Source organism: Kitasatospora sp. NPDC058032 (genome assembly GCF_042885845.1).
Taxonomy (GTDB): Bacteria; Actinomycetota; Actinomycetes; order Streptomycetales; family Streptomycetaceae; genus Kitasatospora.
In genome coordinates this window covers 258,460-283,582 of the sequence record NZ_JBHVRK010000006.1, presented here as the reverse complement: position 1 = coordinate 283,582, position 25,123 = coordinate 258,460, and the positions used below count along the sequence as shown (strand labels likewise).

Sequence of the window (25,123 nt, the reverse complement as noted above, 5' to 3'; positions counted from 1 at the left end):
CCTTCGTCAGAGGGCCGTGTGGTACCAGTCCACCCAGGGCGAGTACGAATAGGTCGGCTCCAGCCCCAGGAAGTGCAGGACCGCGTCGTCGTTGCGGCTGTGGCAGAAGGCCGCGATGACCTCGCGGCCGACCTCGCCCTGGAGGATCTCCCCGATCCGGTCGAACGACAGGTCGGGCGTGCTGTACACCTGGACCCGCGGCTCCCAGAAGCTTCGCTTCGGCCCCCGCCGCATCCCCCTGGTCATCACCATCCTCTGGCCGAGGTCCTCGAAGTAGAAGTCCTCCTCCCGGAAGTCCAGGGTCCGTTCACCGTCCGGGCCGCCGTGGGTGCCGCTGAGGATGTCGACCTTCTTGCCGCGCCTCAGCGCGTCCTCGGCGACCGTCCTGACCAGGCCGCCGTGCACCTCGTCCTGACTGACCCAGACCCGCTCACCGTTGGCGTTCAGCACGGAGTCGAACTCATTGAGGTTCCGCTCCGGCAGGACGATCGGCCGGCCGTGGACCTCGGGCCTGGTCCTGGCGAGGTTCCCTTCGAAACGAGGGGCCAGGCTCACCTGCTCGCCGATGCCGCGCGCGGTCTCCCCGCCGAGGCGCGCGCCGCGACCGGCCGCGGTGCGGGCGAGGGCCGCTCCGCCCTCGGCCAACCCGGCCAGCCCGGTGCCGAGCGAGACCCAGCCGAGGATGCCCGAGGCCTTGGGCGAGGCGGTTTCCAGGGCGCCGCCGACGATGGCGGTGACGTCGGAGGCGACGCCCAGCCCGCCGACGACCAGGGTGGTGGCGGAGGCGGCGCTGATCGCGGCCATCACCCCGCCGGCGGCGACGATCGCCATCCCGCCGGTGACGGCGGCCAGGGCCAGGCCCGCGATGCCCAGACCGATGCCGAGCCAGGCCATCCAGCTCAGATGGCCGGAGGGGTCGATCCGGTTGACGGGGTCGCCCGCGCAGTACGTATAGGGGTTGACGCCGCCCGCGCCGAAGGGGCTCAGGGTGTCGGGGGTGGTGAACCTCAGGAGGACGGGATCGTAGGCGCGGGCCCCGTTGCCGAGGTGGTACCAGCCGGTCACCGGGTCGCCGCGCCGGCCGGTGAAGCCGAGGACGCTGTCGGCGCCGTCGACCGGCCGCTCGCCGTACGGGGTCCGGGCGTACGGCTCCTGGCCCTCGGCGCCGGCCGCCAGGTAAACGGTACCGGCGCCGTCCGTCGTGAGCAGCCGGGTGCGTCCGTCGCGGGACTGGGCCACGTAGGCGCCGTTGCCGAGTTGCAGCAGGCGGGCGGGGCGGCCGTCCTCGGTGACCGCCGCGAGGGATTCGCCCCGGTAGTGCAGGACGGTGGTGCTCCCGTCGGTCCGCTGGGTGAGCAGCCGGTTGAGCGGGTCGTAGCCGTACTGGTTCGCCGGGCCGGTCGACCGCAGGCGGCCGAGGGTGTCGTAGGCGAGGGTGCGACCGGCGGCGTCGGTGGTCAGCCGCCCGGCCGCGTCGTAGGCCAGCGCGATCCGCGGCGGGTGGCCCCCGCCGGTGTGGGTGACGGCGGTGAGCTGGCACGGGTCGGCCGGGTTCTCGTACAGGTAGGTGGCGGTGTCGGAGCCGTCGGTGAACCGGGACCGGCACGAGGTGACGTTGCCGAAGGCGTCGTACGCGAAGGTCTGCGCGGTGACCCGGTTGCCGCGGACGTCCGTCGGAGCGGCCGGTCCGTCGCAGGTGTAGGCGGTGAGCCGGCCCAGGCTGTCGTAGCCGAAGGTCTCGTCGCGCAGCAGCGTCGCGCCGGAGGTGGACGTCCGGCGGCCGAGGAGGCCGTTGTCCCGCCACTCCTGGCCGAGCGACCAGGTGCGGCCCTGGCTGTCGCGGGTCGAGCGGGTCACCTCGCGGCCGAAGTCGTCCAGGGTCAGCGTGGTGGTGAGGGTGTACCCGGACCGCGGGTCCCTGGCGGTCCACGACGTCGGACGGCCCCCGGCGTCGTAGGCCAGCGAGACCCCCATCGCGGGGTCGGTGATGCCGGTGGTCCGGCCGAAGGCGTCCCGCACGGTCTGCCGGGTGGCGCCGTCCACTCCGGTGTAGGCGCTCTCCAGGCCGCCCGGGGTGAAGGTCCACCGCGCGGTGGTGTCGGACGCCTCGGACCGGGTGGTGGTCTCGGTGCTCGGCAGACCGGCCGGGGTGTAGCCACGCGTCACCGTGACGTCGTCCTCCTGCGCGCTCGTCAGGAAGCCGGAGACCGGGTCGTGGCCGAACGACCGGGTGAGGGGGCCGGCCTGGACCGACGAGACGGCGTTGCCGAGCTGGGGGACGTAGGTGTAGGTGATCTGCCGCTGGTCGGGCGTGGTGACCCGGGCGGGGAGCGGATCACCGTCCTGGGCGTAGCGGTACGACCAGGTGCGCCCGCCGGCGCTGCTGGTGGTCAGCCGGCCCAGGCCGTCGAACGCCTGCGTGCCGTAGGCGGTGCCGTCCACGGTCAGCGCCGTCGGCAGGCCGTCGGCGGAGAACGGCGCGAACGCCCGGGTGGTGATCGTGCCGTCCGGCAGGGTGGTGCGAGCGAGCCGGCCGCGCGCGTCGTAGTCGTACCGCGTGGTGTTCCCGGCCTCGTCGGTCTCCCGGCGCACCCGCCCCCAGCCGTCGCGTTCCAGCACCCGGCGGCCGGCGGCCTGCCCCTTGAGGTCGAACCGTTCGGTGGCCACCGGCTCGCCCCGGGTGTTGAAGGTGGTCACCTCCGTGCCGCTGACCGGGCCTCCGCCGCCCAGCCGCTGGACGGTGGTCGTCAGCCCGACCGGATCGGTCCGGGTGAGCCGGCCGGTGCCGTCGCTCCAGGTGGTGGCCGAGACCTGGCCCCAGTCGTCGTACTCCGGGGTTCCGGTCAGTTCGGCCGACCGGCCACCGGTGTCGGGCAGGTGGTGCGACACCGTGGCCGTGCGGCCCTGCTCGTCGTAGCCCAGCCGCTGGACGACGTACCAGGTGCCGTCCCCGGCGTACCGGCGTTCGCCGAGGACCGGCCGCCCGGCACCGTCGTGGCTCGCGCGGCGCTGGTTGCCCAGCGTGTCGGTGGAGATGGTCACGAACGGCGTGGAGGTGCCCACCTCGTAGGCGTGGGTCTCGGTCGCCTCGTACGCGGTGCCCGGATTGACGGTGCGCGAGAGCGTGCGGCCCAGGCCGTCGTAGGCCAGGGCCACGGCGCTGCCCTGCGGATCGGTGGCGGACCAGAGCCGCCCGGTGAACCGCGAACGCCGCTGCGAGCGCGTCGTCGTCAGTCCGTCGTGGGTCGTCAGCCGGTGGGTCTGGACCAGCGCCTCGCCGTCCGACTGGAAGGTGAAGGCGTGGGACGCGGTGTACGAGGCGCCGCCCTCGCCGTCCGGGTACTCGACCTCGGCCAGCCCGGTGATCCGGCCGAACTCCGGGCCCGAGGTGCCGTACGCGACCTCCTCCCGCCGCAGGAGGAGGGCGTCGGCGTACCTCCGCTCGGTGGCCTTCACGACCACGGTGGGCACGCGCGGGTCCGGTGTCGGGTACGCGGTGTAGGTGTAGGACGTCCGGTGGACGGGGGCGTCGAACGCGGTGGCCGGCGGAGTGTGGGTGACGGACTTGAGCCGGCGGGTGAACCCGTGCGGATCGGGCGGGCAGTCCCCGCCGCTGCCGCCCGCCGGGTAGTACTCCCAGTCGGTCCGGGTTCCGTCGGGAGCGGTGCGGACGCGCGGGTTGCCCGCGTCGTCGAAGTCGGTGGTGGTGACCTCGCCGCGCGGACGGCCCTGCGCATCGGTCCAGGTGACCGTCCGCGTGGTCGGGAGCTGGAAGCGGTCGTCCTGCTGGTCGAACGTCCGGCCGACCACCGCGTAGTACTCGGTGCGCAGGTGCCGGGAGCAGCCGTTGCGGCTGGTCGTCTCGTCCGTCTGCAGGTGGTAGTTGTTGTAGGCGCGGCTGGTCCGTGTGGTCCCGTCCTCGCCGGTCACCGACTCCGTGGACCCGTACGAGTAGGTCGTCAGGACGCCGTAGAGGCTGTCGCGGTCGGGGTCCCAGGCGGCGCCGGAGTGGCCGCCGAGGAAGTTGTTGTCGGTGTAGTCGTAGTCCACCTGGACCGGCGGCTGCCCGCCGCCCGGCTTCCGGACGTGCCGGGTCACATAGGGCAGGGCCGGCAGCCGGGCGGAGTCCGGGAAGCGGTGGCCCGTCCCGCCCTGGGAGTAGGTGACCGTCTCGGACATCCCGCCCGGCATGCTCACACCGGTGATCCAGGAACCCCAGAACCCCTGCTGTCCGACCGGGCTCGGGGTGAGGTCCCACACCAGCGGCGCGTCCGCGCCGAGGCCGAAGTGGTGCACGCTCGTCAGCAGGCCGTTCTGGAAACGCAGTTCCACGGTGTAGCCCTCGGAGCGCCCGGGCAGCACGGTGAGGGTGGCCTTGGCGGTGCCGGAGTAGTCGACGGTCAGCAGGGTGTCGCTCCCGTCCGCGACCGTCCTGAGACGCGGCACCGGGCCGGCGTTGAAGTCCCAGGTCAGCGCCAGCGCATGGCCGGCGGGCGTCAGCAGCGCGACGGGCACCTTGAGACCGGACCCGTTCCGGGGGCCGGTCAGGACCTCCACGTCGCCGGACTTGTGCACCAGGCGGTAGGCGTCCGGGTCCTTGGTGAAGCGGAGCGTGTCGAGCTTCTTCTGCAGCGGGGTGACGCCGGCGGAGGTCTCCTGGACCTTGTACTGCTCGCCGGAGGACAGGGCGAGGAGGCGGTTGTCCCTGTCGTAGGTGGTCAGTCCCAGCGAGACGCCCCGGCCGAGTCCCGCGTTGACGCCGCTGAGCGGCGAGTACCTCAGGACCAGTGGCAGCGCCGGTCCGAGATTCCGGTTCCCGACCAGGTTCCCCAGATCGATCCGGACGTTGAACAGACCGGTTCTGGGATCCACGCCTCCCGCCACCGCGCTCCCGAAATTACCGGCCTGCGTGAAGAACGACGGCGTTGAACCCATCCTGAGACTCCCGTGGCGGGCGGACAGTGGGTGGGACACGAGCAGCCTCCCACCAGCCTGACGCCCCGTCACCCTTCCCGCTGCGGGAGCGCCGGAGATTGGCCGGTTCCCGTCGCGGCCCGCCGGAGCGGAGGTGGTGAGGCCTCCGCCGGCGCCGCGTCTCACTCCTTCCTCTCGGCCTCCCCGCCCTCCGCCTCGGGCAGCGCGGGCCGCTCCGCGTCCTCGATCCCGGCCGCCTCGCGCAGGTGCTGCATCCGGTCCATCAGCGCCTCAAGACGGCTGATCGGCAGCGTGTCGAGGAACGCCGAGAGATCGCCCCCGCTGATGACCTGCGGCACGGGTGCCTGGGAGATCTCCCTGAGCATCTTGAGCACCATGACGTTCGGCAGGCCGAGGGACTCGATCTCGGCCTCCAGTGGCAGCCTCAGACGCCGCCGCTCCGCTTCCACCCGCACCTTGTCGATCGCGTCCTCGCGCTCCGCGTTCTCCAGTTGCAGCGCGAGTTTCTCGCTCTCCATCTCCTCGTCGGCCGTCCGCTTGAGCATCTCGTTGAGCCTCTCGTCCTCCGCCCGGAACTCGCCCAGGTGGGTGCTCTCGGCCTCCACCCCCCAGTCACGGAGTCCGTTCTCCACCATGGTGGCGAGGTCGAGCCGGTTCTCCCGGTAGTTCTTCACGAACTCCAGCACGGTCGACGAGGTGGCGATCTGGTTGAAGTACGAGGTGACGATGGGACCCAGGACGCGTTGAACGAAGCGCTGGACGGGCAGCCGGTTGGCGTCGAGGCCGCCGATGTCCGAGATCAGGGCTCCGCCGTTCCTCCGGACCAGTCCGGGAGCGGACTGGGCGGGAATCCGGATGACCTGCTTCACATCCACGGACAGCCGGTAGCCCTGGACCGTGACCGTGATCCTCCCCAGGTGCACGTCGTAGTTGTCCTGCTTCTCGGGCGTCTTCTCGTCCCACTCCAGGACGAGGAGGCTCGTCGGGATCAGCATGACGCGGACGAAGTACGGGTTGAGCGCCGCGACCGTTCCCCCCTTGAGGACCTCCTCCTGCACCCCCCGGCGGCCGCCGTTGCGCAGGAACACCCAGGGCAGGTGGAACCCCTGGTGGTCCGGTACCACCGGTCCCATCTCGTCGCCGTCCCCCGGCTCCGCGCCGTCGAGCGTGATCACCACACCGGTCCGGTCGGCGGGGATGGCGATCTGCTTCAGGTGCTCGACGTTCAGCGGTCCGCCGCGCGCCTTCGCGTTGAGCACGGTGATGACGTCGAACAGGGCCGGGTTGATGTCGTAGTAGGCACCGCCCTGGAGAACGGCGAGCTGCTTGCCCTGCTGGCCGCCGCCGGCGAGGAACCGGTGGCCGTCCTGGAAGTCGTCGCACTCCACATGACGACCGAAGAGCGCCCCGGGCGGCCGGTTCCCGCCGGCCCTCGCGTCGACCAGGCCGATGGTGCCCGTCGGAACGTGCACCCGGTCCACCAGCGTCACCTGGAACAGGTCCGTGTTGATGGCGTAGGACTGTCCACCGGCCAGGACGCCGACCTGTGTGCCCTGTTCCCCGCCGTTCAGCAGGAAGCCCGCGCCGTCCTGGAAGTCGTCGCAGGGCACCGGCAGCGCCAGCGCCCGGTTCCCCGGCCGCGTCCGGCCCGCCTTCGCCGTCACCAGGCCGATCCTGCCCTCCGGCACCTGCGTCCGGGGGACGGTCCAGGTGTGGACGAACGGTGAAACCCGGTGGCGCCCGGGCAGGAACGTGGAGGCGAGCACCCCGTGGGTGGCGTACGGGGTGACCAGCGGGAAGTCCGGGTGGGTCCGGCCGTACCGGCGCCGCGCGAGGCCGACGTGGCCGGGTGGCACGTAGAGGACACAGAACCGGATGACGGTACCGAGCACCATCAGGAGCAGGAGGGAAACGAGGAGGACACCCATGTAAGAGACCTCTGCAAGTGTGATTCGGATCAGGACGGCGAAGGAGATGCAGGTCAGGTAGAGTTCGGACCGCTTCCCTTCCCCAGCGCGCACTTTCCGTAGGACGTAGGGGGTGTAGGCCCAGAGGCCGAAGACGTTCACCACCCCGTGGACGGAGATCGCCAGTCGAGTGCCGACGGCCAGCGAGCACAGCGCGGCCAAGGACCCGACCAGGTAGATCGCCAGATCCATCCGACTCGTCCACTTCACCGGCTCACCTCCTTTCCCCTCTGCGTAGATGCACGGCCAGAACCGTGGAAGTCCACTCGTCGTACCAGTGGTTGAACGGTTCGTTCTGCGGGTTGCGCAGCGTCGGGTAGTACGCGCCGCGGGGGCCGGGCCCCGCCCGCTCCGTCACCTCGGGGTAGAACCGCGGCACCAGCGCCTCGGCGGAGCTGCGCCAGCCGCAGGCCACCGACAGCGCGAGGAAGTCCGCGTGCCGGTTTCCGCGTACCGCGGCCCGTGCCGCCTGGGCGCTCCAGCCCTGCCGTCCGTGCGTGTGGTCGGCCCAGATGCCGTCGACGCGGGCCAGGACCTCGACGGGGATGCGGCGTGCGTGGCGGGTGCCCAGCCAGCCCTCGTCGAGACGGTCGGCCGCTTCCAGCACGATGGCGGTGGTCTGGAGGTCCGCGTGCGCGAAGTTGCCCTCGGCGAGATAGCCGTCGAGGCGTCCGAGGGAGACGGCCGCCGGCACCCGCACCGTCTGCACCGCGGGCCGCTGGAGCGGAGCCGGGAACAGGGCGGACATCTCGTCCGGCGAACTGCCGTTCCGGGAGGCGGTGTCGATGTCCCGCAGCCGGCCGAGTTCCTCCGGGCTCAGCAGTCGACCGTCCCGGGCGTCGACGTACCAGGCGTGTGCCAGAAGGTAGTTGCGCTTCCCGTCCAGCAGGACCGGGAAGAAGGGACGCTGGTGGTGCATCGCCTCCAGGACCATGTCCGTGACGTCGTCCGAGTCCTGGGAATGCGGTGACATCAGGACGATCACGGCCGTCGCGAAGTCCAACTGCTGGCGCCTCACCCAGACGTGCGAGTCCCCGGCCTTGAGGTCCGCGACCGACCAGACCTGCAGTCCGGCTCCTCTCACCTGGTCGGCGAGCGCGTGGGCGTACGCCGTGTCGGCCTTGTCGTAGCAGAGGACGACAGCGGGGCGGGCGGGCGGCACGAGGGGCCGGGGCGGCGACGGCTGGGCCGACGCGATGTTCTCCGCGTGCCCCGGTGCGACGGATCCGCCGGGACCGTGCGGGCGGATCTCGCCGCGGATGGCGGCGACGAGTTCGTCCACCTTCCGCTCGTAGTCGGCGGCGTCCGGGCTCCTGAAGTCGCGCCAGACCCGGCTCGCGGCCAGGGGCGGGAGCGGGGCGTCCCCGATCAGCAGCGGGATGAGCCGCAACTGCCGCCGCGCTCCGGCCGTGACCAGGGCCGCGTACTCCTCGCGGGCCCAGGACGAGGTGCGCGAGGCCGGGCTGATGACGACCAGGACACACCCGGCGTCCTCGATCGCGGCCTCGGTGTGGTGCACGCCCACGTCACCGGGCAGCACGTCCCACTCGTCGAAGAGGACGGTCAGGGCGCTCTGCCCGAGACGGGCCGCCAGCGCTCTCGCCCAGTCGGCGTCCTCCCTGGCGTAGGAGAGGAACACCTGGGTCATACGGCTTCGCCCCGCGGCCGAACCGCTCGCACCAGTGCGGCGAGGTTCGCGTCGTAGGCTGCGCTGCCGGGATCGCGCAGGTCCGCAGGCCGGCGGATCCGGGCGAAGGGCGGCAGTTCCACGTCGTCCACGAGCACCGGGATGAACCGCCGTCCACCGGTGTGCACGCGCTGGAGCAGCGCCGCGTACTCGTCGCGGATCGCGGCGTCGTTCATCGTCGCGCTGCTGAAGAGCAGGATCCCGTTGGCCGTGACGCGCAGGGCCGCTTCCTTCTCCAGGCTCTCCACCAGCCCCGGGCCGATCCACTCGGCCAGGAAGACCCGCAGCCCTTCGGCACGCAACCGGGTGGCGAGGGTCCGCGCAACCTCGCTGTCCGCCGCGGTGTAGGAGACGAACGCGTCGTACGTGCCGCCGGGTTCGGCGTCGGCGGCGGGTTCGGTGGCGGCGGGTTCGGCGCCGGGCTCCAACGCGGGCGGGGCGTCCGCGGAACGCCGTAGCCGTGACAGCCGCTCACGCACATCGATGCCTGCCGAGAGTGCGGCGGCCCCGGCGGTGAACAAGGCGGTGGCCGCGCCCGCGGCGGCGATCGCCACTTCCCATGACCCCATGTCCGGAGATTAGCCCCTTCGCCCGGCACTGCTGACCCCTTTGCGCCAGCCTTGAGCTTCTTCAGAGGTAGCGGCCGGCACGGTGACGGCCGACGAGATCACAACGGGCAAGTGCCCCAGGGCCGTTGACCGGGCTGTCCGACGTCTCGATCACGCTGTTCGGGGGCGTTCGCCGGTTGTCCGTCCTGCCGCGCTCGACCTGCCCCACCCGTTCGTGGAGCGGGTCGCCGTACTCATCGTCACCCGTGAGGGCGAGCCGCACCGCAGGCTCCGCCGCTCTCGGCGCGCGATGGTGGCACCGGTGCACCTGCGCGAACACGTCACCCTGGCGAAGACCGCTGCCGGGTTCGGGATCAGCGAGTCCACTGCCCCCGCTCACAGAGGCCGCCCTCGCCAACACCGCATAGCCGCCCAACCCCCTTTGCCCGCAACCTTGGCACCGACATCATCCGCTGACCTGATGGTCGACATGCCTCTGCACGATCGGTCAGGACGGCAGGGTGATCGACTGGGCGTGGTGGAACACGTTGTCTGGGTCCCAGAGCTGCTTGGCGTGTTGCAGGCGGGCGTAGTTCTGCTTGTAGTACAGGCGTTGGTAGGGGGGCGTCCGGTCGGCGGTGGTGCCGAGGTCGGTGTCGGGGTAGTTGACGTAGGCGCCGTCGGTGTCGGTGCCGGTCTCCGGGATGCCGCCGGTGGTGCGGTAGGTGTCCTGGTAGAGGCCGCGGAGGTAGGCGAGGTGGGCGGCGTCCTGGGCGGGGTCGGTCCAGTAGGTCTGGTACTGGAGCTTCATCACCGAGTCGCGCTGCGGGACGGCGGTGTCGGTGGTGGCGCGGTCGTTCACCCGGCAGCCGTAGGAGTCGATCTGGACCAGCGTCTGGGTGAGGTCGGCGCCCTCGACGTCCTTGGTGAGCCAGGTCCACCAGGTGTCGATCTGGGCGGGCGTGAAGGCCTTGCGGTGGTAGGCGGACTTGTACTTGCCGCGCTGGTTGGCGCCGGAGCCGCTGACCGTCATGGTCGCCTGGAACCAGGGAAGTTGGCGCCGCTTGTCGGGATAGGGCAGGTAGAACAGACCCGCCGGACCGCTCTGGACGGTGGCTCCGGTGCGCATGCCGGCCTCCACCTGGGCGAGGAACGCGTCCAGCGGTGCCGGGTCCTCCTCGTCCCACTGGCTGAACAGGACGACGTTCCCGTTCGAGTGGTGGGTGAGGTGGAGGATCGAGAACAAGCCCCGGTAGACCGCCTCCGCCGTCCCACTGTGGGCGGCGAAGAAGGCGCCGAAATTGGTGAGCAGGGTGCGGAAGTCCTCGGGGTGCCGGCGCAGTTCCTCCCACTTCCAGGCGACGCTGCTGAGCCAGACCCGGGGCGGCGGCGCGGGCAGGCGATGGGCGAAGTGGTAGCGCAGGACGACGCCGAAGTTGCCGCCTCCTCCTCCGGTGTGGGCCCAGAACAGCTCGCGCTCGGGTGAACCCTCGGGGTCCGCGCGGTTCGCCCGGGTCACCTCGACCCGGCCGCCGCGGACGGTGACCACGTCGACCTGGACCAGGTGGTCGACGGTCAGCCCGTGCCGCCGGGAGAGCAGGCCGTACCCGCCGCCGCAGATGTGCCCGCCGGCACCGACCGAGTAGCAGGAGCCGGCGGGGATCGTCACGCCGTAGCGGCGGAACAGGCCGGTGTAGACGTCCCAGTTGGTGGCGCCGCCCTCGACGGCGTAGGTGGCGGCGCCGAACTTGTCGGTCGCGGCGCACACGCCGCGCAGGGTGCTGAGGTCGAGGATGACCCCCTCGTCGTTGTCGACGAACCCCTCGTAGCAGTGGCCGCCGCCGCGCACCGTCGGCCGCAGCCCGTGGTCGAGCGCCGACCGCAGTTCGGCGACGGCGTCGGCCTCGTTGCCCACCAGCCGGATGTAGGCCGGCCGGCTCCGCCAGCGTTGGTTGAAGCCCTGGCCGAGCGTCTCGTAGCGGAGGTCGGAGGGGCGGACGGTCACCCCCTCGGGCTGTGCGGCCGACGCGGCATCGGCGGTCAGGCCCGGGGAGGCGGCGGCGGACGCTCCGACAGCGGCCATTCCGGTGCTGCCGAGAAACCCGCGGCGGGAGAATTCATGAGGCATTCCGGGGACCCTCTTTCCCGACTCCGAGAAGCTGGCGGCGGCGCACGCTAGCACGGACTACGGGGAGCCGCAGATCTTGCACAAATCAATGTGAAAGTATGCAAGCGAATTTCAGCCATCCCCGATGGTGCGCCAACAGCGGCGGCCGGGCCGGGGTCTTCGGCCGCCGGGCGGGCGAGCGGGCGGACAGGCGCCGGTGCGGGCGGGCGAGCGGGCGGACAGGCAAGCGAGGGGGCGACTTGACCACGCATCTGATTAGCCGCCATATTACTTCCATGGCTCAGCAGCACGAGGCCGGAAACGGCGCACCCACGCTCGACCAGGCCCGCCGGCAGCTCTCCCGGTACGGCCTGTCGGCCGACCCGCAGGCGGTTCTGGTCGCGGCGCGACTGATGGCCGCCGGCTCCCGGCTCGGCCAGGCCGGCGAGGCGCACTTCGCGCGCTTCGGCCTGTCCACCGGCCGCTACCGACTGCTGGCCGAACTGGAGGACCACGGCGGCGAGAAGTCGCCCTCGCAGCTGGCAGCCTCGCTCGGGGTGTCCCGCGCGACCGTGACCGGCCTGGTCGACGGGCTGGAACGGGACGGCCTGGTCGCCCGGCGCCCGTCCACCGAGGACGGACGGGGCAACGTCGTGGTGCTGACCACGCACGGTGCCCTGCGGCTGCGCGAGATGGCACCCGAGCACTTCGAGCGGATGCAGGCGATGGTCGGCGGCCTCACGGTCGAGGAGCGCACGGTCTTCCTCGACCTGCTGGCCCGGCTGGTCGAGGGCATGTCCGCCCTGACCGACGACTGACCACTCCCCACCCCACCCCGCTCCACTCCCCCGGGAGGCCGGCCACAGCCACCGGCGGAGCCCTTCACACTCAGATAGTTAGCCTCCTTAGCACTTATAGTTAGCCGCCTAATCACTCTGGAGCCATCCATGCCCAGCACCGTCCACCAACAGCCGGCCGCTCCGGCCACCGCGGCCCCGCCGCCCTTCGTCCTCTGGCGCGAGGTGCTGGTCTCCTATGCGGCGCCCGCCGTCATGGCCGGGATCGGCGGCTTCGCCACCGGCCAGACGGAGCTCAAGATCGCGGCCGTCACCACCATCGCCGGCACCTCCGCCCTGGTCGCCGCCCTGCTCGGCGCCCGGCACCGCCGCCGCCCGCCCGGCTCCTGGGTGGAGCGCGGGCCGCGCCCGCTGCTCGCCCTCGCGTTCGGCCTCGGCGCCGCCGCCCTGGCGCTGACCGCCGGCCTGGCGGGCGCGCAGTGGCTGCCGCGGATCCCGGCCCTGGCCGACAGCCCGTGGCCGGGTCGGCTCCGGTTCGACCTGCCGGTCTCCGCCGCCATCGCGGGGACCGCGATCACCTGGCGCTGGCGCGGCAGCCGCCCCCGGCGCCGCCGGGCGCGCTGACCCGGCCCCACCCCGACACCCAGCAACACCGAGCACACCGAGCATCCTCCCGAGAAGAGAGAGACCCGGAATGATCACCATCATGGGCGCGTCCGGCGCCACCGGCGGCGCCACCCTGCGCAGCCTCACCGCCCAGGGCGTCCCCGTCCGCGCGCTGAGCCGTGACCCCGGCCGGCTGTTGGCCGGCCTCGACGAGCGCACCCGCCCCCTCGTCGAGCCGGTCGCCGCCGACGCCGAGGACCCGGACTCGCTGCGTTCCGCCCTCCAGGGGACCCGACAGCTCTTCCTGACCATGGCCAACGGCCCGCACCAGGTCGACCACGAGCTGCTCGCCGTCGACCTCGCCGTGCAGGCCGGGGTCGAGCACATCGTCAAGGTCTCCGCACCCGCCGCCGAGCCGGACTCCCCGGTCGCGGTCTCCCGCGGCCACCACCTGATCGAGCAGCGGCTGCGCGCCCACGGCGTCACCGCCACCGTGCTGCGGCCCTACGCGTTCATGCAGAAGCTGCTGCTGCTCGCCCCCGGCATCGCGGTGGCCGGGCTGATCCACGGCGCGATGGGCACGGCCCGCTGCAACTACGTCGACTGCCGGGACATCGGCGACGTCGCCGCCGCCGCGCTCACCCGTCCGGAGGCGGCCGGCGGCAGCATCCCGCTCACCGGCGGGCGCGCCTACAGCTACCCGGAGCTCGCCGGACTGCTGGGCGCCCTGCTCGGCCGGCCGGTGGCCTACGTGGACCTGCCGCCCGGGGAACTGCGCGCCCACCTGGTCGCCCGGGCCGGGATGCCGGACTGGCTGGCCGCCCACGTGGTGGAGATCCAGCGGCTCGCCGTCGAGCGCCCGGAGGCCCCGGACGACGCCGCCACCCGGCTGATCGGACGGCCCCCACGTACCCTGGAGGCGTTCCTCCAGGAGCACCTCGACCGGTTCCGCCACCCCCTCCACTGAGCGCCCGCACCACCCCGCAGGGCCCGCCGCACCCCCGCGCGGCGGGCCCGTCACCCCGAAGGAGCAGCATCCGGTGTGGCATGGGTCACGGTCGGAAAACTGACCTGACGGACCGTCAAAACGACTGACAGGTCGTCACATGCAACCCACGAAGCCTCAGTTGTGAGCTGACACTCCGTCAGATTCGGCCACTTGCGGGCCAGTTGGGCGGAGGATCGGTCGAACCTTCGTTCATCACCCGGGGCTACCATCAGTCGGGTTGTCCGCTCCGGCCCCGGAGTGGGGTCACCCGGACAGGCGAGTGCTCCCACAGCCCCCAAGGGTCGGACATCGATCGGGACGGGGCGAGGACAAAGGAGCACACGGCAGCCATGACAGCCGAACCCAGCCGGGAACCGCGCCCGGACGCCACGACCGAGCAGACCCCGGCCGCCACCCCGACGTCGCCCGCCGAGCCGCCTCAGCAGCCCGCGCAGGCCGACCGACGTGAGCAGGCCGAGCTGCGCAAGCAGGCCGCGGAGCCCGAGCAGCCTCAGCAGGCCGCGGAGCCCGAGCAGGCCGAGAAGCAGGCCCGCTACCCGGGCCGCCCCGCCGCCGCCCCGCGCACCCTGGTCGACATCCTCGACGCGACCGCCCGGCAGCACCCCACCGAGCCCGCCCTCGACGACGGCCGCACCGTGCTCGGCTACCGGGCGCTGGCCGCCGAGGTCGAGCAGCTGCGCCGCCGCCTCGCCGCCGCCGGCATCGGCCGCGGCGACCGGGTCGGCGTGCGCGTGCCCTCCGGTACCAACGACCTCTACATCTCCGTCCTCGCGGTGCTCGCCGCCGGCGCCGCCTACGTCCCCGTCGACTTCGAGGACCCGGACGAGCGCGCCCAGCTGGTCTTCGAGGAGGCCGCCGTCGCCGCCGTCCTCGGCGCCGAGCGCGTACTCACCCCCGTCGGAGCGGCCCGCGAGCCGCTCGCCGACCAGACGCCGGCCGCGCAGCGCCCCACCCCGGCGGACGACGCCTGGATCATCTTCACCTCCGGCTCGACCGGCCGCCCCAAGGGTGTCGCCGTCACCCACCGCAACGCCGCCGCCTTCGTCGACGCCGAGGCCGCGCTCTTCCTCCAGGACGAGCCGATCGGCCCCGGCGACCGGGTGATGGCCGGCCTGTCCGTCGCCTTCGACGCCTCCTGCGAGGAGATGTGGCTGGCCTGGCGGCACGGCGCCTGCCTGGTGCCGGTCCCCCGTTCCCAGGTGCGCTCCGGCGCCGACCTCGGCCCCTGGCTGGCCGAGCAGGAGATCACCGTGGTCTCCACCGTGCCGACGCTGGCCGCGCTCTGGCCGGCCGAGGCGCTGAACGAGGTCCGGCTGCTGATCTTCGGCGGCGAGGCCTGCCCGCCCGAGCTGGTGCAGCGGGTGGTCACCGAGGGCCGCGAGGTGTGGAACACCTACGGCCCCACCGAGGCCACCGTGGTCGCCTGCGGGGCGCTGCTGACCGGCGAGGGCCCGGTGCGGATCGGCCTGCCGCTGGACGGCTGGGACCTCGTCGTGGTCGACGAGGCCGGCGAGCCGGTCGCGCCCGGCGGCACCGGCCAGCTGGTGATCGGCGGCGTCGGCCTGGCCCGCTACCTGGACCCGGAGAAGGACGCCGAGAAATACGCCCCGCTGCCCTCGATGGGCTGGGAGCGCGCCTACCGCAGCGGCGACCTCGTCCAGGCCGACCCGGAGGGCCTGCTCTTCCTGGGCCGCGCCGACGAGCAGATCAAGCTCGGCGGCCGGCGGATCGAGCTCGGCGAGGTGGACGCGGCGCTGCAGGCGCTGCCCGGTGTCGCCGGCGCGGCCGCGGCCGTGCGCACCGCGCGCGGCGGCAACCAGCTGCTGGTCGGCTACCTGGTGACCGGCGAGGGCTGGGACCGCGAGCAGGCCGTGCAGCGGCTGCGCGCCGAGCTGCCGGCCGCGCTGGTCCCGCTGCTCGCGCCGGTCGACACCCTGCCCACCCGCACCTCCGGCAAGGTGGACCGCAACGCGCTGCCCTGGCCGCTGCCCGACCTGGAGACCGCCGGGCCGACCGAGCAGCTCTACGGCACCGAGGCCTGGCTGGCCAAGCAGTGGACGGAGATCCTCGGGGTGCCGGTGAGCGGCCCCCGGGAGGACTTCTTCGCGATCGGCGGCGGCAGCCTCGCCGCCGCCCGGCTGACCACCCTGCTGCGCACCCGCTACCCGAACGCGGCGGTGCTGGACATCTACCAGCAACCGACGCTGCGCAAGCTCGCCCGCCACCTGGAGCGCACCGCGGTCGGCACCGGCGAGGCCCGGACGGTCGACCCGGTGCCGACCCGCGCCAAGCTGCTGCAGCTGCTCCTGCTGATCCCGCTGTTCACCGTGGTCGGCCTGCGCTGGACGGTCGCCCTGCTGGCGCTCGGCAACCTGCTCTCCCACCTGGACGGCTTCGGCTGGGCGCCGACCGCCTCCTGGTGGGCGGTCGGCGCGGGCGCGGCGGTGCTGTTCACCCCGGCGGGCCGGCTGGCGATCGCGGCCGGCGGCGCCCGGCTGCTGCTGCGCGGCCTGCGGCCGGGCAGCTACCCGCGCGGCGGCGGCGTCCATCTGCGGCTGTGGACCGCCGAGCGGCTGGCCGAGGTGAGCGGCGCGACCGCGCTCTCCGGCTCCTGGCTGGTCCGCTACGCGCGGGCGCTGGGCGCCAAGGTCGGCGAGGAGGTGGACCTGCACTCGCTGCCGCCGGTGACCGGCATGCTCAAGCTGGGCCGGGGCTGCGCGGTCGAGGCCGAAGTGGACCTCAACGGCTACTGGCTGGACGGCGACCGGCTGGAGGTCGGGCAGCTCAAGGTCGGTTCGGGCGCCGTGGTCGGCACCCGTTCGACGCTGCTGCCGGGCGCCCGGGTCGGCAAGCGGGCCCAGGTGGTGGCCGGCTCCAGCGTCACCGGGCACGTCCCGACCGGCCAGCGCTGGGGCGGCGCGCCCGCCGTCAAGCTGGGCCGCGCCGAGCGGACCTGGCCCAAGGAGCGCCCGGTCCGCCGGGCCCGCTGGTCCGCGCTGTACGGGCTGAGCGGTACCGCCCTGAGCCTGCTGCCGCTGCTGCCGGCGGTGGCCGGCCTGGCGGTGCTCGCCCCGTTCGTCGACCCTGCGGACGGCCTGGGCGGCGCGCTCGGCGGCGCCCTGCTCGGTCTGCTGCCGGCCACCCTGGCGTTCGGGGTGCTGTACGCGGCGCAGCTGGTCGCGGCGGTGCGGCTGCTGTCGATCGGCCTGAAGCCGGGTGTCCACCCGCTGCACGGCCGGGTCGGCTGGCAGGCGTGGACGGTCATGCAGCTGATGGACCAGGCCCGGGAGGTCCTCTTCCCGCTGTACGCGGGTCTGGTGACCCCGCTGTGGCTGCGGGCGCTGGGCATGCGGGTCGGCAAGCACGCCGAGGTGTCGACGGTGCTGGCGCTGCCGAGCCTGACCACGGTCGGGGACGGCGCGTTCCTGGCCGACGACACCCTGATGGCGCCGTACGAGCTGGGCGGCGGCTGGGTGCGGCTCGGTGAGGCGAAGGTCGGCGAGCGGGCGTTCCTGGGCAACTCGGGGATGACCGCGCCGGGCCGTTCGGTGCCCAAGCGCGGCCTGGTGGGTGTGCTGTCGGCGACGCCGGAAAAGGCCAAGAAGGGCGGCTCGTACCTGGGCATGCCGCCGGTGCGGCTGCCGCGCTCGGCCGACCGGGCGGACCAGAGCCTGACCTACGAGCCGCCGACGCGGCTGCTGTGGGCGCGCGGGCTGGTCGAGGTGGCCCGGCTGCTGCCGGTGGTGGCCTCGGGGGCGCTGGGCGCGCTGACGCTGGCGGCGCTGTCCTGGCTCTCCACCGCGTGGTCGCCGCTCGCGGCGGCGCTGCTGTCCGGCGCGGTGCTGCTGACGGCGGGCACGGCGGCGTGCGCGGTCGCGGTGGCCGCGAAGTGGCTGCTGGTCGGCCGGTTCCGGGCCGTGGAGCACCCGCTGTGGAGCTCCTTCGTGTGGCGCAACGAGCTGGCGGACACCTTCGTGGAGGTGCTGGCGGTGCCGTGGCTGGTGGGCGCGGTGCCGGGCACGCCGGTGCTGAACCTGTGGCTGCGGGCGCTCGGCGCCAAGGTCGGGCACGGCGTGTGGTGCGAGAGCTACTGGCTGCCGGAGGCGGACCTGGTGACGCTCGGGGACGGGGTGTCGGTCAACCGCGGCTGCGTGGTGCAGACCCACCTCTTCCACGACCGGATCATGCGGATGGATACTGTCGTCCTCCGCGAGGGCGCCACCCTGGGGCCCGGCGGCATCGTGCTGCCCGGCAGTACGGTGGGCGCGCGCAGCACGCTGGGCCCGGCCTCGCTGGTGATGCGCGCCGAGTCCGTGCCCGCCGACAGCCGGTGGCTCGGCAACCCGATCGAGGTGTGGCAGACCACCTCCTGACCGCCGTCCCCCGGGGGCCGGCCGGGGTTCGCCCCGTCCGGCCCCCGGGTGTCCCCGTCCCTGCCCACGTCCGGCCCCGTCCCTGTTCCCGTCCCCTGCCCAGTCCCGTGTTTCCAGGAGCGTACGACCCGGTGAACCCCCGCCCGGCGCAGTCCCCGCAGTCCCCGCAGCCCCCGCAGCCCGCCGCCCCGCCGGACCCCTACTTCCCGAACAGCGGTGACCCGCGCTACCGGGTCCACCGGTACGAGCTGGCGCTGGACTACCGGCCCGGCCCGAACCGGCTGGGCGGCACCGCCCGGCTGAGTGCCGTCTCGGTGAGCGCCCTGACGGAGTTCGCGCTGGACCTCGCCGACTTCCGGATCGGCCGGGTGCTGGTGGACGGCAAGGCGGCCCGCTACACCCACCGGGCCGGCAAACTGCGGATCCGCCCGCCCAAGCCGCTGGCGGCGGGGGCGGCGTTCACCGTCGACGTGCACTACACCGGCAACCCGCGGCCGGTGCGCAGTCCCTGGGGCGGCCTGGGCTGGGAGGAGCTGACCGACGGCGCCCTGGTGGCCAGCCAGCCGATCGGCGCGCCGTCCTGGTTCCCTTGCAACGACCGGCCGGCGGACAAGGCGACCTACCAGATAGCGGTCACCACGCCGTCCCCGTACACGGTGGTGGTGGGCGGCCGGCTGCTGACCCGGACCACCGGTTCGTCCAGCACCACCTGGGTGTACGAGCAGTCCGCGCCGACCTCGACGTACCTGGTGACGGTCTCGATCGGCCAGTACCGGCCGGTGGTGCTGGCCGAGCACCCGCAGGTGCCGCAGACCGGGTACGTGCCGGAGCGGCTGGCGGGCGCGTTCGCCGGGGACTTCGGGCGCCAGCCGAAGATGATGGCCTACTTCGGGGAGGTGTTCGGTCCGTACCCGTTCGGCGAGTACACGGTGGTGGTCGCCGACGAGGAGCTGGACGTCCCGGTGGAGGCGCAGGGGGTGGCGACCTTCGGCACCAACCACCTGGGCGGCGGCTGGGAGCGGGAGCGGCTGGTGGCCCACGAGCTGGCGCACCAGTGGTTCGGCAACAGCGTGTCGATCGGCGACTGGAGCCACATCTGGCTGAACGAGGGGCTGGCGAAGTACGCGGAGTGGCTCTGGTCGGAGCGCTCCGGAGGGCCGACGGCGGGCGCCCGGGCGGCGTTCGCGCACCGGCTGCTGGCCGGGCTGCCGCAGGACCTGCGGCTGGCCGATCCGGGCCGCAAGCTGATGTTCGACGACCGGCTGTACCAGCGCGGCGGCCTGGTGGTGCACGCGCTGCGGCTGGCCCTCGGCGACACCGCCTTCTTCCGGATGCTCAAGGACTGGGCGTCGTTCCACCGGCACGGGGTGGTGACCACGGCGGACTTCCGCGCCCATGCCGCCCGGTACGCGCGGGGGCCGCTGGACGAGCTGTTCGAGGCCTGGCTGCAGCGGCCGGAGCTGCCGCCGCTGCCGGCGGGCTGACCCGGCCCTCCGCGGTCCGCCGCACCGGGCCCGGGCCCCGGGGGGCGGGCCCCGCGCCCGGGAGCGGGGGGCCCGCGGGGGGCGGGGCCCGGGGGGGGGGGGGCCCCCCCCCCCCCCGCGGGGCCCCCCGCCGGGGGCGCGCGCGGGGGGCGCCGGACCGCGCTCAGGCGAGCTCGGGCACGGTGCGGTGCAGGCCCTTGCGGTCGTAGTAGCGGGTCATCGCGAAGCCGAAGAGCAGGGCCGCGACGGTGCCGATGCCGATCCAGATCCAGGCCCGGGTGAGGCCGGCGTCGGCCTGGGCGTCGAAGAACAGGATGGCCCGCACGCCGTCGGTGAGCTGGCGCATCGGTTCGAACAGCGCGAGGAACCGGTAGAAGGACGGCAGGGCGTCCAGCGGCACGGTGGCGCCGGAGGACGGCAGGCCGAGCACGATGAAGACGAACATGCTGACCAGCAGGCCGAGGCCGCCGAAGGCCGCGTTGATGGCCTGGACGCCGAGGCCGACCGCGCTGCTGGCGCAGACCGAGAAGATCCACAGCAGCGGCAGGTGCGCGGCGTCCATGTCCAGGATCACCACCCCGGCCAGCATGATGAGCGAGGAGGTGAGCAGCGACAGGCCCACCGACATCACGCTCTTCACGGCGAGGGTGCTGGTGCGGCTGATCGGCACCACCGGGTGGCGGGCCCGCCAGGGGCCGATCTCGTTGTCGGCGTAGCCGAGCGCGACGTCGACGCCGTTGCCGATGATGTTGGCGCCGAAGAAGCCCGCCAGGACGAGCAGCAGGGTGTAGTAGAAGGCGGAGAGCCCGAGTCCGCTGCGGTTGCCGATCGGGTGGCCGACGGTGGTGCTGAGGGCGATCGGGTCGGCGATCAGCAGCCGGGCCGCGTCGTCCAGACCCTGGGCCTGCGGGAGGGCGGTGAGCCGGGTGCCGAGGGCCAGCGAGGCCTGGTGCACGGCCTGCTGGCCGATCTGGGCGGCGATCGAGGAGCCGAGGCTGCCGACGCCCGGGTTGGTGTACTGGATCACGGTGGGGCGTGCGGGCTTGGCGCTCGCGCCACCGAGGGCGACCACGGTGGCGGTGAACTCGGGCGGCACCTGGAGCGCCCCGTAGAGCTTGCCGGAGGCCAGTTGCCGCTTCGCCTCGGCCTCGTCGAGCCGCCGCCAGGAGACGGTGTCCCCCTGGCCGGGGGCGGTGGCGATGCCGGTGACGAGCTGTTCGCCGAGGTTCTGCGGCTGCCCGCCGGCCTCGGCCCCGCGGTCGCTGTTCACCAGGGCGATCGGCAGGTGGTGCAGATCGCCGCGGGGGTCGAGGATGCCGCCGAGGTAGAGCAGCGACATCAGCAGGCTGAGCAGGCCGACCAGCACGGCCGGGACGGCCCAGACCTTGGGGTTGCGGAGCACCCGGCGGGCCTTGACGCCGGCGGGCGGCTCTGGCCGGCGCGGCTCGGGAAGGGTCGGCTCGCGGTGGGAGGGCATGACGCTCCGTGGGGTGGTCGGCGGTCAGACGGACCCTAGGAGCGCGGCGCTCATGCGGGTCGGCGCCACGCCGCCGGGGTCACCCGCCCGCACGGCGGCAGCGGTACGGCCCGGCCCCTCCGCCGAGGGGCCGGGCCGGGTCCGTGCCGTGGGTGCGTCAGCCGGTGAAGCCGGCCGTCACGGAGGTGAACTGCCAGTCGTTCTGGGCGATGCCGGAGCAGGTCTCCTGCTGGCCGCCGCCCGGGCAGCCGCGGTCGCGGTTGACCGACCAGAAGGCCATCCGGGCCAGGTGGTGGCTGTTGGCCCAGTCGCGGATCGCCGTCCAGTTCTGGACGGTGGTGATCTCACCGGTGTCGCTGAGGCCGTTCATGCCGGAGATGCCCATGTGCGCGTAGGCGGTGGCGTCGTCCCAGCCGAAGACGGACTTCAGCTTGCTCTTCAGGCCCTCGGAGGCGCTGACGGTCGCGGCGTACATGTCGGTGGACGCGTTGCCGAAGTCGAACGGCATGATGGTGAAGACGTCGATGTCCGCGCCGAGCGCCTTGGCCTGCTCGATCAGCCGGTTGCCGTAGTAGGTCGGGCCGGTGGTGGCGGTGCCGAAGGTCACGATGGTCCGCAGACCGGGGTTGTTCTGCTTGACGATCTTGAGCGCGCCGAGGATCCGGTCCTGGACGGCGGTGTTCTCGAACTCGTCGGTGTTCTCGATGTCGACGTCGATCGCCTTGAGGCCGTACGCGTCGATCACCTTCTGGTAGGCGGCCGCGAGGTCGGCGGTGGTGGCGCAGTTGGGGCCGAGCTTGTTGCCGCTCCAGCCGCCGATCGACGGGACGACGTCGCCGCCGGCCGCGCGCACCGCGTTGATCGTGGCCTGGTCGACGCCGTTCAGCAGCGGCCGCTGGCTGTCCCAGGTGGGGTTGCAGCCGTTCTGGGCCAGGACGAACGCCAGGGTGAACCACTTGATGCCGGTGGCGTTCATGACGGTGGTGGCGGCCGGCGGGTTGCCCCAGCCGTTGTAGAGGTAGGGCGCGGCCTGCTTGAAGCCGCTCGGGGCGGGGCCGCCGCCGTTGGCGTCGGTGGTGACGGTCAGGGCGGTGGAGCCGGCGGAGGTGTTGCCGGCCGCGTCGCGGGCCCTGACGGTGAAGGTGTAGGCGGTGGACGCGCTCAGACCGGGCACGGTGGCGGTGGTGCCGGTGGCGGTCGCGACCTTGGCGGCGCCCTGGTACACGTCGTAGCCGGTGACGCCGACGTTGTCGGTGGCGGCGTCCCAGGCCAGGGTGACGCTGGTGGCGGACTTGCCGGTGGCGCGCAGGTTGCCGGGCACGGTGGGGGCCTGGGTGTCGGCCGGCGGGGTGGTGCCGCCGCCGGGGCCGTCGAGGACGATGTCGTCGGCGTAGTAGGTGCCCTGGCCGTACCAGCCGTTGACGTAGACCTCGGCGCTGGTCTGGGTGGCTCCGGTGGTGAAGGAGGCGCTCAGTTTGCTGTAGTCGGCGGCGGAGGTCCAGGCGGATCCGCCGCCGGTGACGCCGAGGTAGACGTAGCTGCCGCGGACCCAGCCGGAGAGCGTGTAGGTGGTGGAGGGCTTGACCGCGACGGTCTGCACGCACTTGGCGGTGTCGCCCGCGGTGGCGGCGCCGGCGAGCGCCATGCCGCCGCTGTGCACGGGGGTGGTGACGACCGAGCCGAGGCCGCCGGAGCAGCTCCAGCCGGACAGTGTGCCGGTCTCGAAGCCGCCGTTGGTGAGCTGGTCGGCCGCGTGGGCGGCGGTGGGCGCGGTGAACGCCGCGGCGGCCGCGAGCAGCGCGGCGGCGCCGGCGGCGGGCAGTCGGGTGCGCTTGTGCACCGATGACCTCCAGTGGGGGTGTGGGGGTGGAGGTGCGGGGAGGGCCCCAAAATGGACTGGACCAATTGCTCATGTCAAGTGATGTCCGCCGGACGGACGGTGCCGGAGTGTCGGACGGGGAATCGGCGATCGGGAGAAAATGGGTGGAACCACGCGCCCGGAGCGAACTAGGTTGGGGCCGCTGTGCCATGGCACCGCGGAACGAACCCGACCGAAGCCGACCGCACCATGTCAGAGGATCAGATGACCGACCTGTCCGACGAACTGCTCCCCACCACCCGCCGCGCGCTGCTGCACCGCCTGGCCGTCGCCCAGAGCGAGGGCCGCGCCCCCTCGATGGTGGCCGCCGTGGTCCGGGACGGGCGGCCGGTCTGGAACGGCGCCCGCAGCATGGTCGACGGCCACGCGCCCACCGCCGACGTGCAGTACCGGATCGGCTCGATCACCAAGACCTTCGTCGCCGTGCTCGTCCTGCGGCTGCGCGACGAGGGCCTGCTCGACCTCGCCGACCCGGTCGAGCGCCACCTGCCCGGCACCCCCGCCGACGGCGCCACCGTCGCCCAGCTGCTCTCGCACTCGGCCGGCCTCGCCTCCGAGACCCCCGGCCCCTGGTGGGAGCGGACCGAGGGCGCGCTGCGTCCCGCCCTCGCCGACCTGCTGGAGGAGGAGCGGCCCCGGCGCCATCCGGCCGGGCGGCTGCACCACTACTCCAACCCCACCTACGCGCTGCTCGGCGCGCTGGTCGAGCGGCTGCGCGGCGAGCACTGGGGCGAGGTGCTGCGCCGCGAGGTGCTCGAACCCCTCGGCATGGACCGCACCACCCTGCTCCCGGAGCACCCGCACGCCGGCGGCTTCGCCGTCCACCCCTGGGCCGACGTCCTGCTGCCCGAACCGCTCAACGACACCGGACTGATGGCCCCGGCCGGCCAGCTCTGGTCCACCACCGCCGACCTCGCCCGGTGGGCCGCCTTCCTGGCCGACGGCGACCCGAAGGTGCTGTCCGCCGACACCCTGGCCGAGATGCGCCGCCCCGCCGTCGCCCCGGACACCGACGACTGGACCGAGACCTACGGCCTGGGCCTGCAGCTGATCCGGCACGACGGCCGCACCCTGTTCGGGCACAGCGGCTCGATGCCCGGCTTCACCGCCGGACTGTGGGTCAGCGAGGCCGACGGCCTGGCCGCGATCGCCTTCGCCAACGCCACCCACGGCTCCCGCACCCCGCTGGTCGCCGCCGAGCTGATCGCGATCACCGCGCAGCACGAGCCCCGCCTCCCCGAGCCGTGGCGTCCGCTGTCCGAGGTCGACGAGCAGCTCCTCGCCCTCACCGGCCCCTGGTACTGGGGCGCCGCTCCGCACGTCCTGCGGCTGGCGGCCGGGCGCGCGCTGGAGCTCTCGGTGCTCGGCCGCGGCGGCCGCGGCTCCCGGTTCCGCCCCGAGGAGGACGGCACCTGGACCGGGCTCGACGACTACTACGCGGGCGAGACGCTGCGCGTGGTGCGGGCCGCCGACGGCTCGGTCAGCCATCTGGACATCGGCTCCTTCGTCCTCACCCGCGAGCCCTACGGGCCGGCCGAGGTCATCCCGGGCGGCCTCGATCCGCAGGGCTGGCAGGCGTACTGACCCGACCCGACCGCCCCTCGGCCCCGCCGAGACCCCGGCGCCCACCCGCCCGGCCCCCGTCCGACCCGCTACCCGCCCGTGCCCCGGCCGGGTGCCGGGGCGACGGCGGGGCCGGGCGGGTGGGCGCCGCTGCGCAGCGTGTGCACGGCGCGCACCACGTACCCGGCGAGCAGCAGCCCGCCCGCCATCGCGCCCGAGGCATAGGTGTCCGCCGCCTGCGCCTCCGCCCAGCCGGCCGCCACCCCGATCAGCAGGTACGGCGCCACCGCGACCAGCAGCGCCACGGCCAGCGCCACCAGCGCGGCCCGCGGTCGGCGGTCGTCCTCCCAGCAGCGCTCGCCGACCAGGTGCAGGGCGAGCGCCATCGCCACCACCAGGCACCACCACGGCGAAGGTGCCAGTCCGACCGCCCTGGCCAGCAGATAGACGACGGCGAGCCCCGCCGTCGCCGCCGCCTGGCACCGCAGTACGCCTGACATGTCGCTGGCGAGTCCTCGCCAGAATCCCGCCCCCGGAATCCACCCCATGCAGCGGAGGATAGGGCGGCGCGCCGGTGCCCAACAGGTGTCCCGCACACGTCGAGTGACCGCATTCAGCAGGTGCACATCTGCGCTCCGCCGAACGGCAACGTGGATGCCAGCCGACTTGGAGAGACATACGGGTGCCGGTT

14 protein-coding genes and 1 pseudogene are annotated in these 25,123 nt (G+C 73.4%); 7 read left to right on the top strand and 8 right to left on the bottom strand.

The genetic code is table 11. The features are described 5' to 3' along the window. Window positions 1–6 precede the first annotated feature (6 nt). The 4 genes from ACFVUH_RS13340 to ACFVUH_RS13325 all read right to left on the bottom strand — a co-directional run bounded on the left by ACFVUH_RS13340 (window position 7) and on the right by ACFVUH_RS13325 (window position 9,158). Window positions 7–4,872 (bottom strand): RHS repeat-associated core domain-containing protein, encoded by a 4,866-nt coding sequence (locus ACFVUH_RS13340; RefSeq protein ID WP_387913094.1) that lies wholly within the window; start codon window positions 4,870–4,872, stop codon window positions 7–9. A 224-nt stretch (window positions 4,873–5,096) separates the two neighbouring features. Then, a complete protein-coding gene (locus ACFVUH_RS13335; RefSeq protein ID WP_387913092.1) occupies window positions 5,097–7,112 on the bottom strand; it encodes a hypothetical protein in 2,016 nt (671 codons plus the stop codon). A gap of 4 nt (window positions 7,113–7,116) precedes the next feature. Continuing rightward, window positions 7,117–8,550: a TIR domain-containing protein gene (locus ACFVUH_RS13330; RefSeq protein ID WP_387913090.1), complete on the bottom strand. Its 1,434-nt coding sequence runs from the start codon at window positions 8,548–8,550 to the stop codon at window positions 7,117–7,119. Continuing rightward, the gene (locus ACFVUH_RS13325) at window positions 8,547–9,158 is read right to left on the bottom strand and encodes a toll/interleukin-1 receptor domain-containing protein (RefSeq protein WP_387913088.1); all 612 of its coding nucleotides are present in this window, start codon (window positions 9,156–9,158) and stop codon (window positions 8,547–8,549) included. The genes ACFVUH_RS13330 and ACFVUH_RS13325 overlap by 4 nt, the downstream gene beginning before the upstream one ends. 199 nt (window positions 9,159–9,357) lie before the next feature. Between ACFVUH_RS13325 and ACFVUH_RS13320 the strand changes: the two are divergent. After that, a pseudogene (locus ACFVUH_RS13320) lies at window positions 9,358–9,537 on the top strand (transposase family protein); the annotation flags it as partial. Between the two features lie 108 nt (window positions 9,538–9,645). Here the strand turns inward: ACFVUH_RS13320 and ACFVUH_RS13315 are convergent. Then, a complete protein-coding gene (locus ACFVUH_RS13315) occupies window positions 9,646–11,220 on the bottom strand; it encodes an FAD-binding oxidoreductase (protein WP_387913086.1) in 1,575 nt (524 codons plus the stop codon). 320 nt (window positions 11,221–11,540) lie between these two features. Here ACFVUH_RS13315 and ACFVUH_RS13310 point away from each other — a divergent pair, with 320 nt between their 5' ends. The 5 genes from ACFVUH_RS13310 to ACFVUH_RS13290 all read left to right on the top strand — a co-directional run bounded on the left by ACFVUH_RS13310 (window position 11,541) and on the right by ACFVUH_RS13290 (window position 19,513). Then, entirely contained in the window at window positions 11,541–12,062 is a 522-nt protein-coding gene (locus tag ACFVUH_RS13310) for a MarR family transcriptional regulator (protein ID WP_355361322.1), read from the top strand. Between the two features lie 129 nt (window positions 12,063–12,191). Beyond that, window positions 12,192–12,665, top strand: a complete 474-nt coding sequence (locus ACFVUH_RS13305; RefSeq protein ID WP_387913084.1) for a hypothetical protein — start codon at window positions 12,192–12,194, stop codon at window positions 12,663–12,665. Window positions 12,666–12,735: 70 nt separating this feature from the next. Continuing rightward, window positions 12,736–13,614: an NmrA family NAD(P)-binding protein gene (locus tag ACFVUH_RS13300; RefSeq protein ID WP_387913082.1), complete on the top strand. Its 879-nt coding sequence runs from the start codon at window positions 12,736–12,738 to the stop codon at window positions 13,612–13,614. A 371-nt stretch (window positions 13,615–13,985) separates the two neighbouring features. Further along, the gene (locus ACFVUH_RS13295) at window positions 13,986–18,029 is read left to right on the top strand and encodes a Pls/PosA family non-ribosomal peptide synthetase (protein WP_387913080.1); all 4,044 of its coding nucleotides are present in this window, start codon (window positions 13,986–13,988) and stop codon (window positions 18,027–18,029) included. 131 nt (window positions 18,030–18,160) lie between these two features. Then, a complete protein-coding gene (locus ACFVUH_RS13290; protein ID WP_387913078.1) occupies window positions 18,161–19,513 on the top strand; it encodes a M1 family metallopeptidase in 1,353 nt (450 codons plus the stop codon). A 163-nt stretch (window positions 19,514–19,676) separates the two neighbouring features. On the opposite strand, the gene ACFVUH_RS13285 is transcribed toward ACFVUH_RS13290, so the two are convergent. Continuing rightward, window positions 19,677–20,990, bottom strand: a complete 1,314-nt coding sequence (locus ACFVUH_RS13285; protein ID WP_387913076.1) for a YhgE/Pip domain-containing protein — start codon at window positions 20,988–20,990, stop codon at window positions 19,677–19,679. A 157-nt stretch (window positions 20,991–21,147) separates the two neighbouring features. Then, window positions 21,148–22,830 (bottom strand): carbohydrate binding domain-containing protein, encoded by a 1,683-nt coding sequence (locus ACFVUH_RS13280; RefSeq protein ID WP_387913074.1) that lies wholly within the window; start codon window positions 22,828–22,830, stop codon window positions 21,148–21,150. Window positions 22,831–23,073: 243 nt separating this feature from the next. Here ACFVUH_RS13280 and ACFVUH_RS13275 point away from each other — a divergent pair, with 243 nt between their 5' ends. After that, a complete protein-coding gene (locus tag ACFVUH_RS13275) occupies window positions 23,074–24,453 on the top strand; it encodes a serine hydrolase domain-containing protein (RefSeq protein WP_387913072.1) in 1,380 nt (459 codons plus the stop codon). A 68-nt stretch (window positions 24,454–24,521) separates the two neighbouring features. Here ACFVUH_RS13275 and ACFVUH_RS13270 read toward each other — a convergent pair whose 3' ends face one another. After that, a complete protein-coding gene (locus tag ACFVUH_RS13270) occupies window positions 24,522–24,932 on the bottom strand; it encodes a hypothetical protein (RefSeq protein WP_387913070.1) in 411 nt (136 codons plus the stop codon). Between the last annotated feature and the right edge of the window lie 191 nt (window positions 24,933–25,123).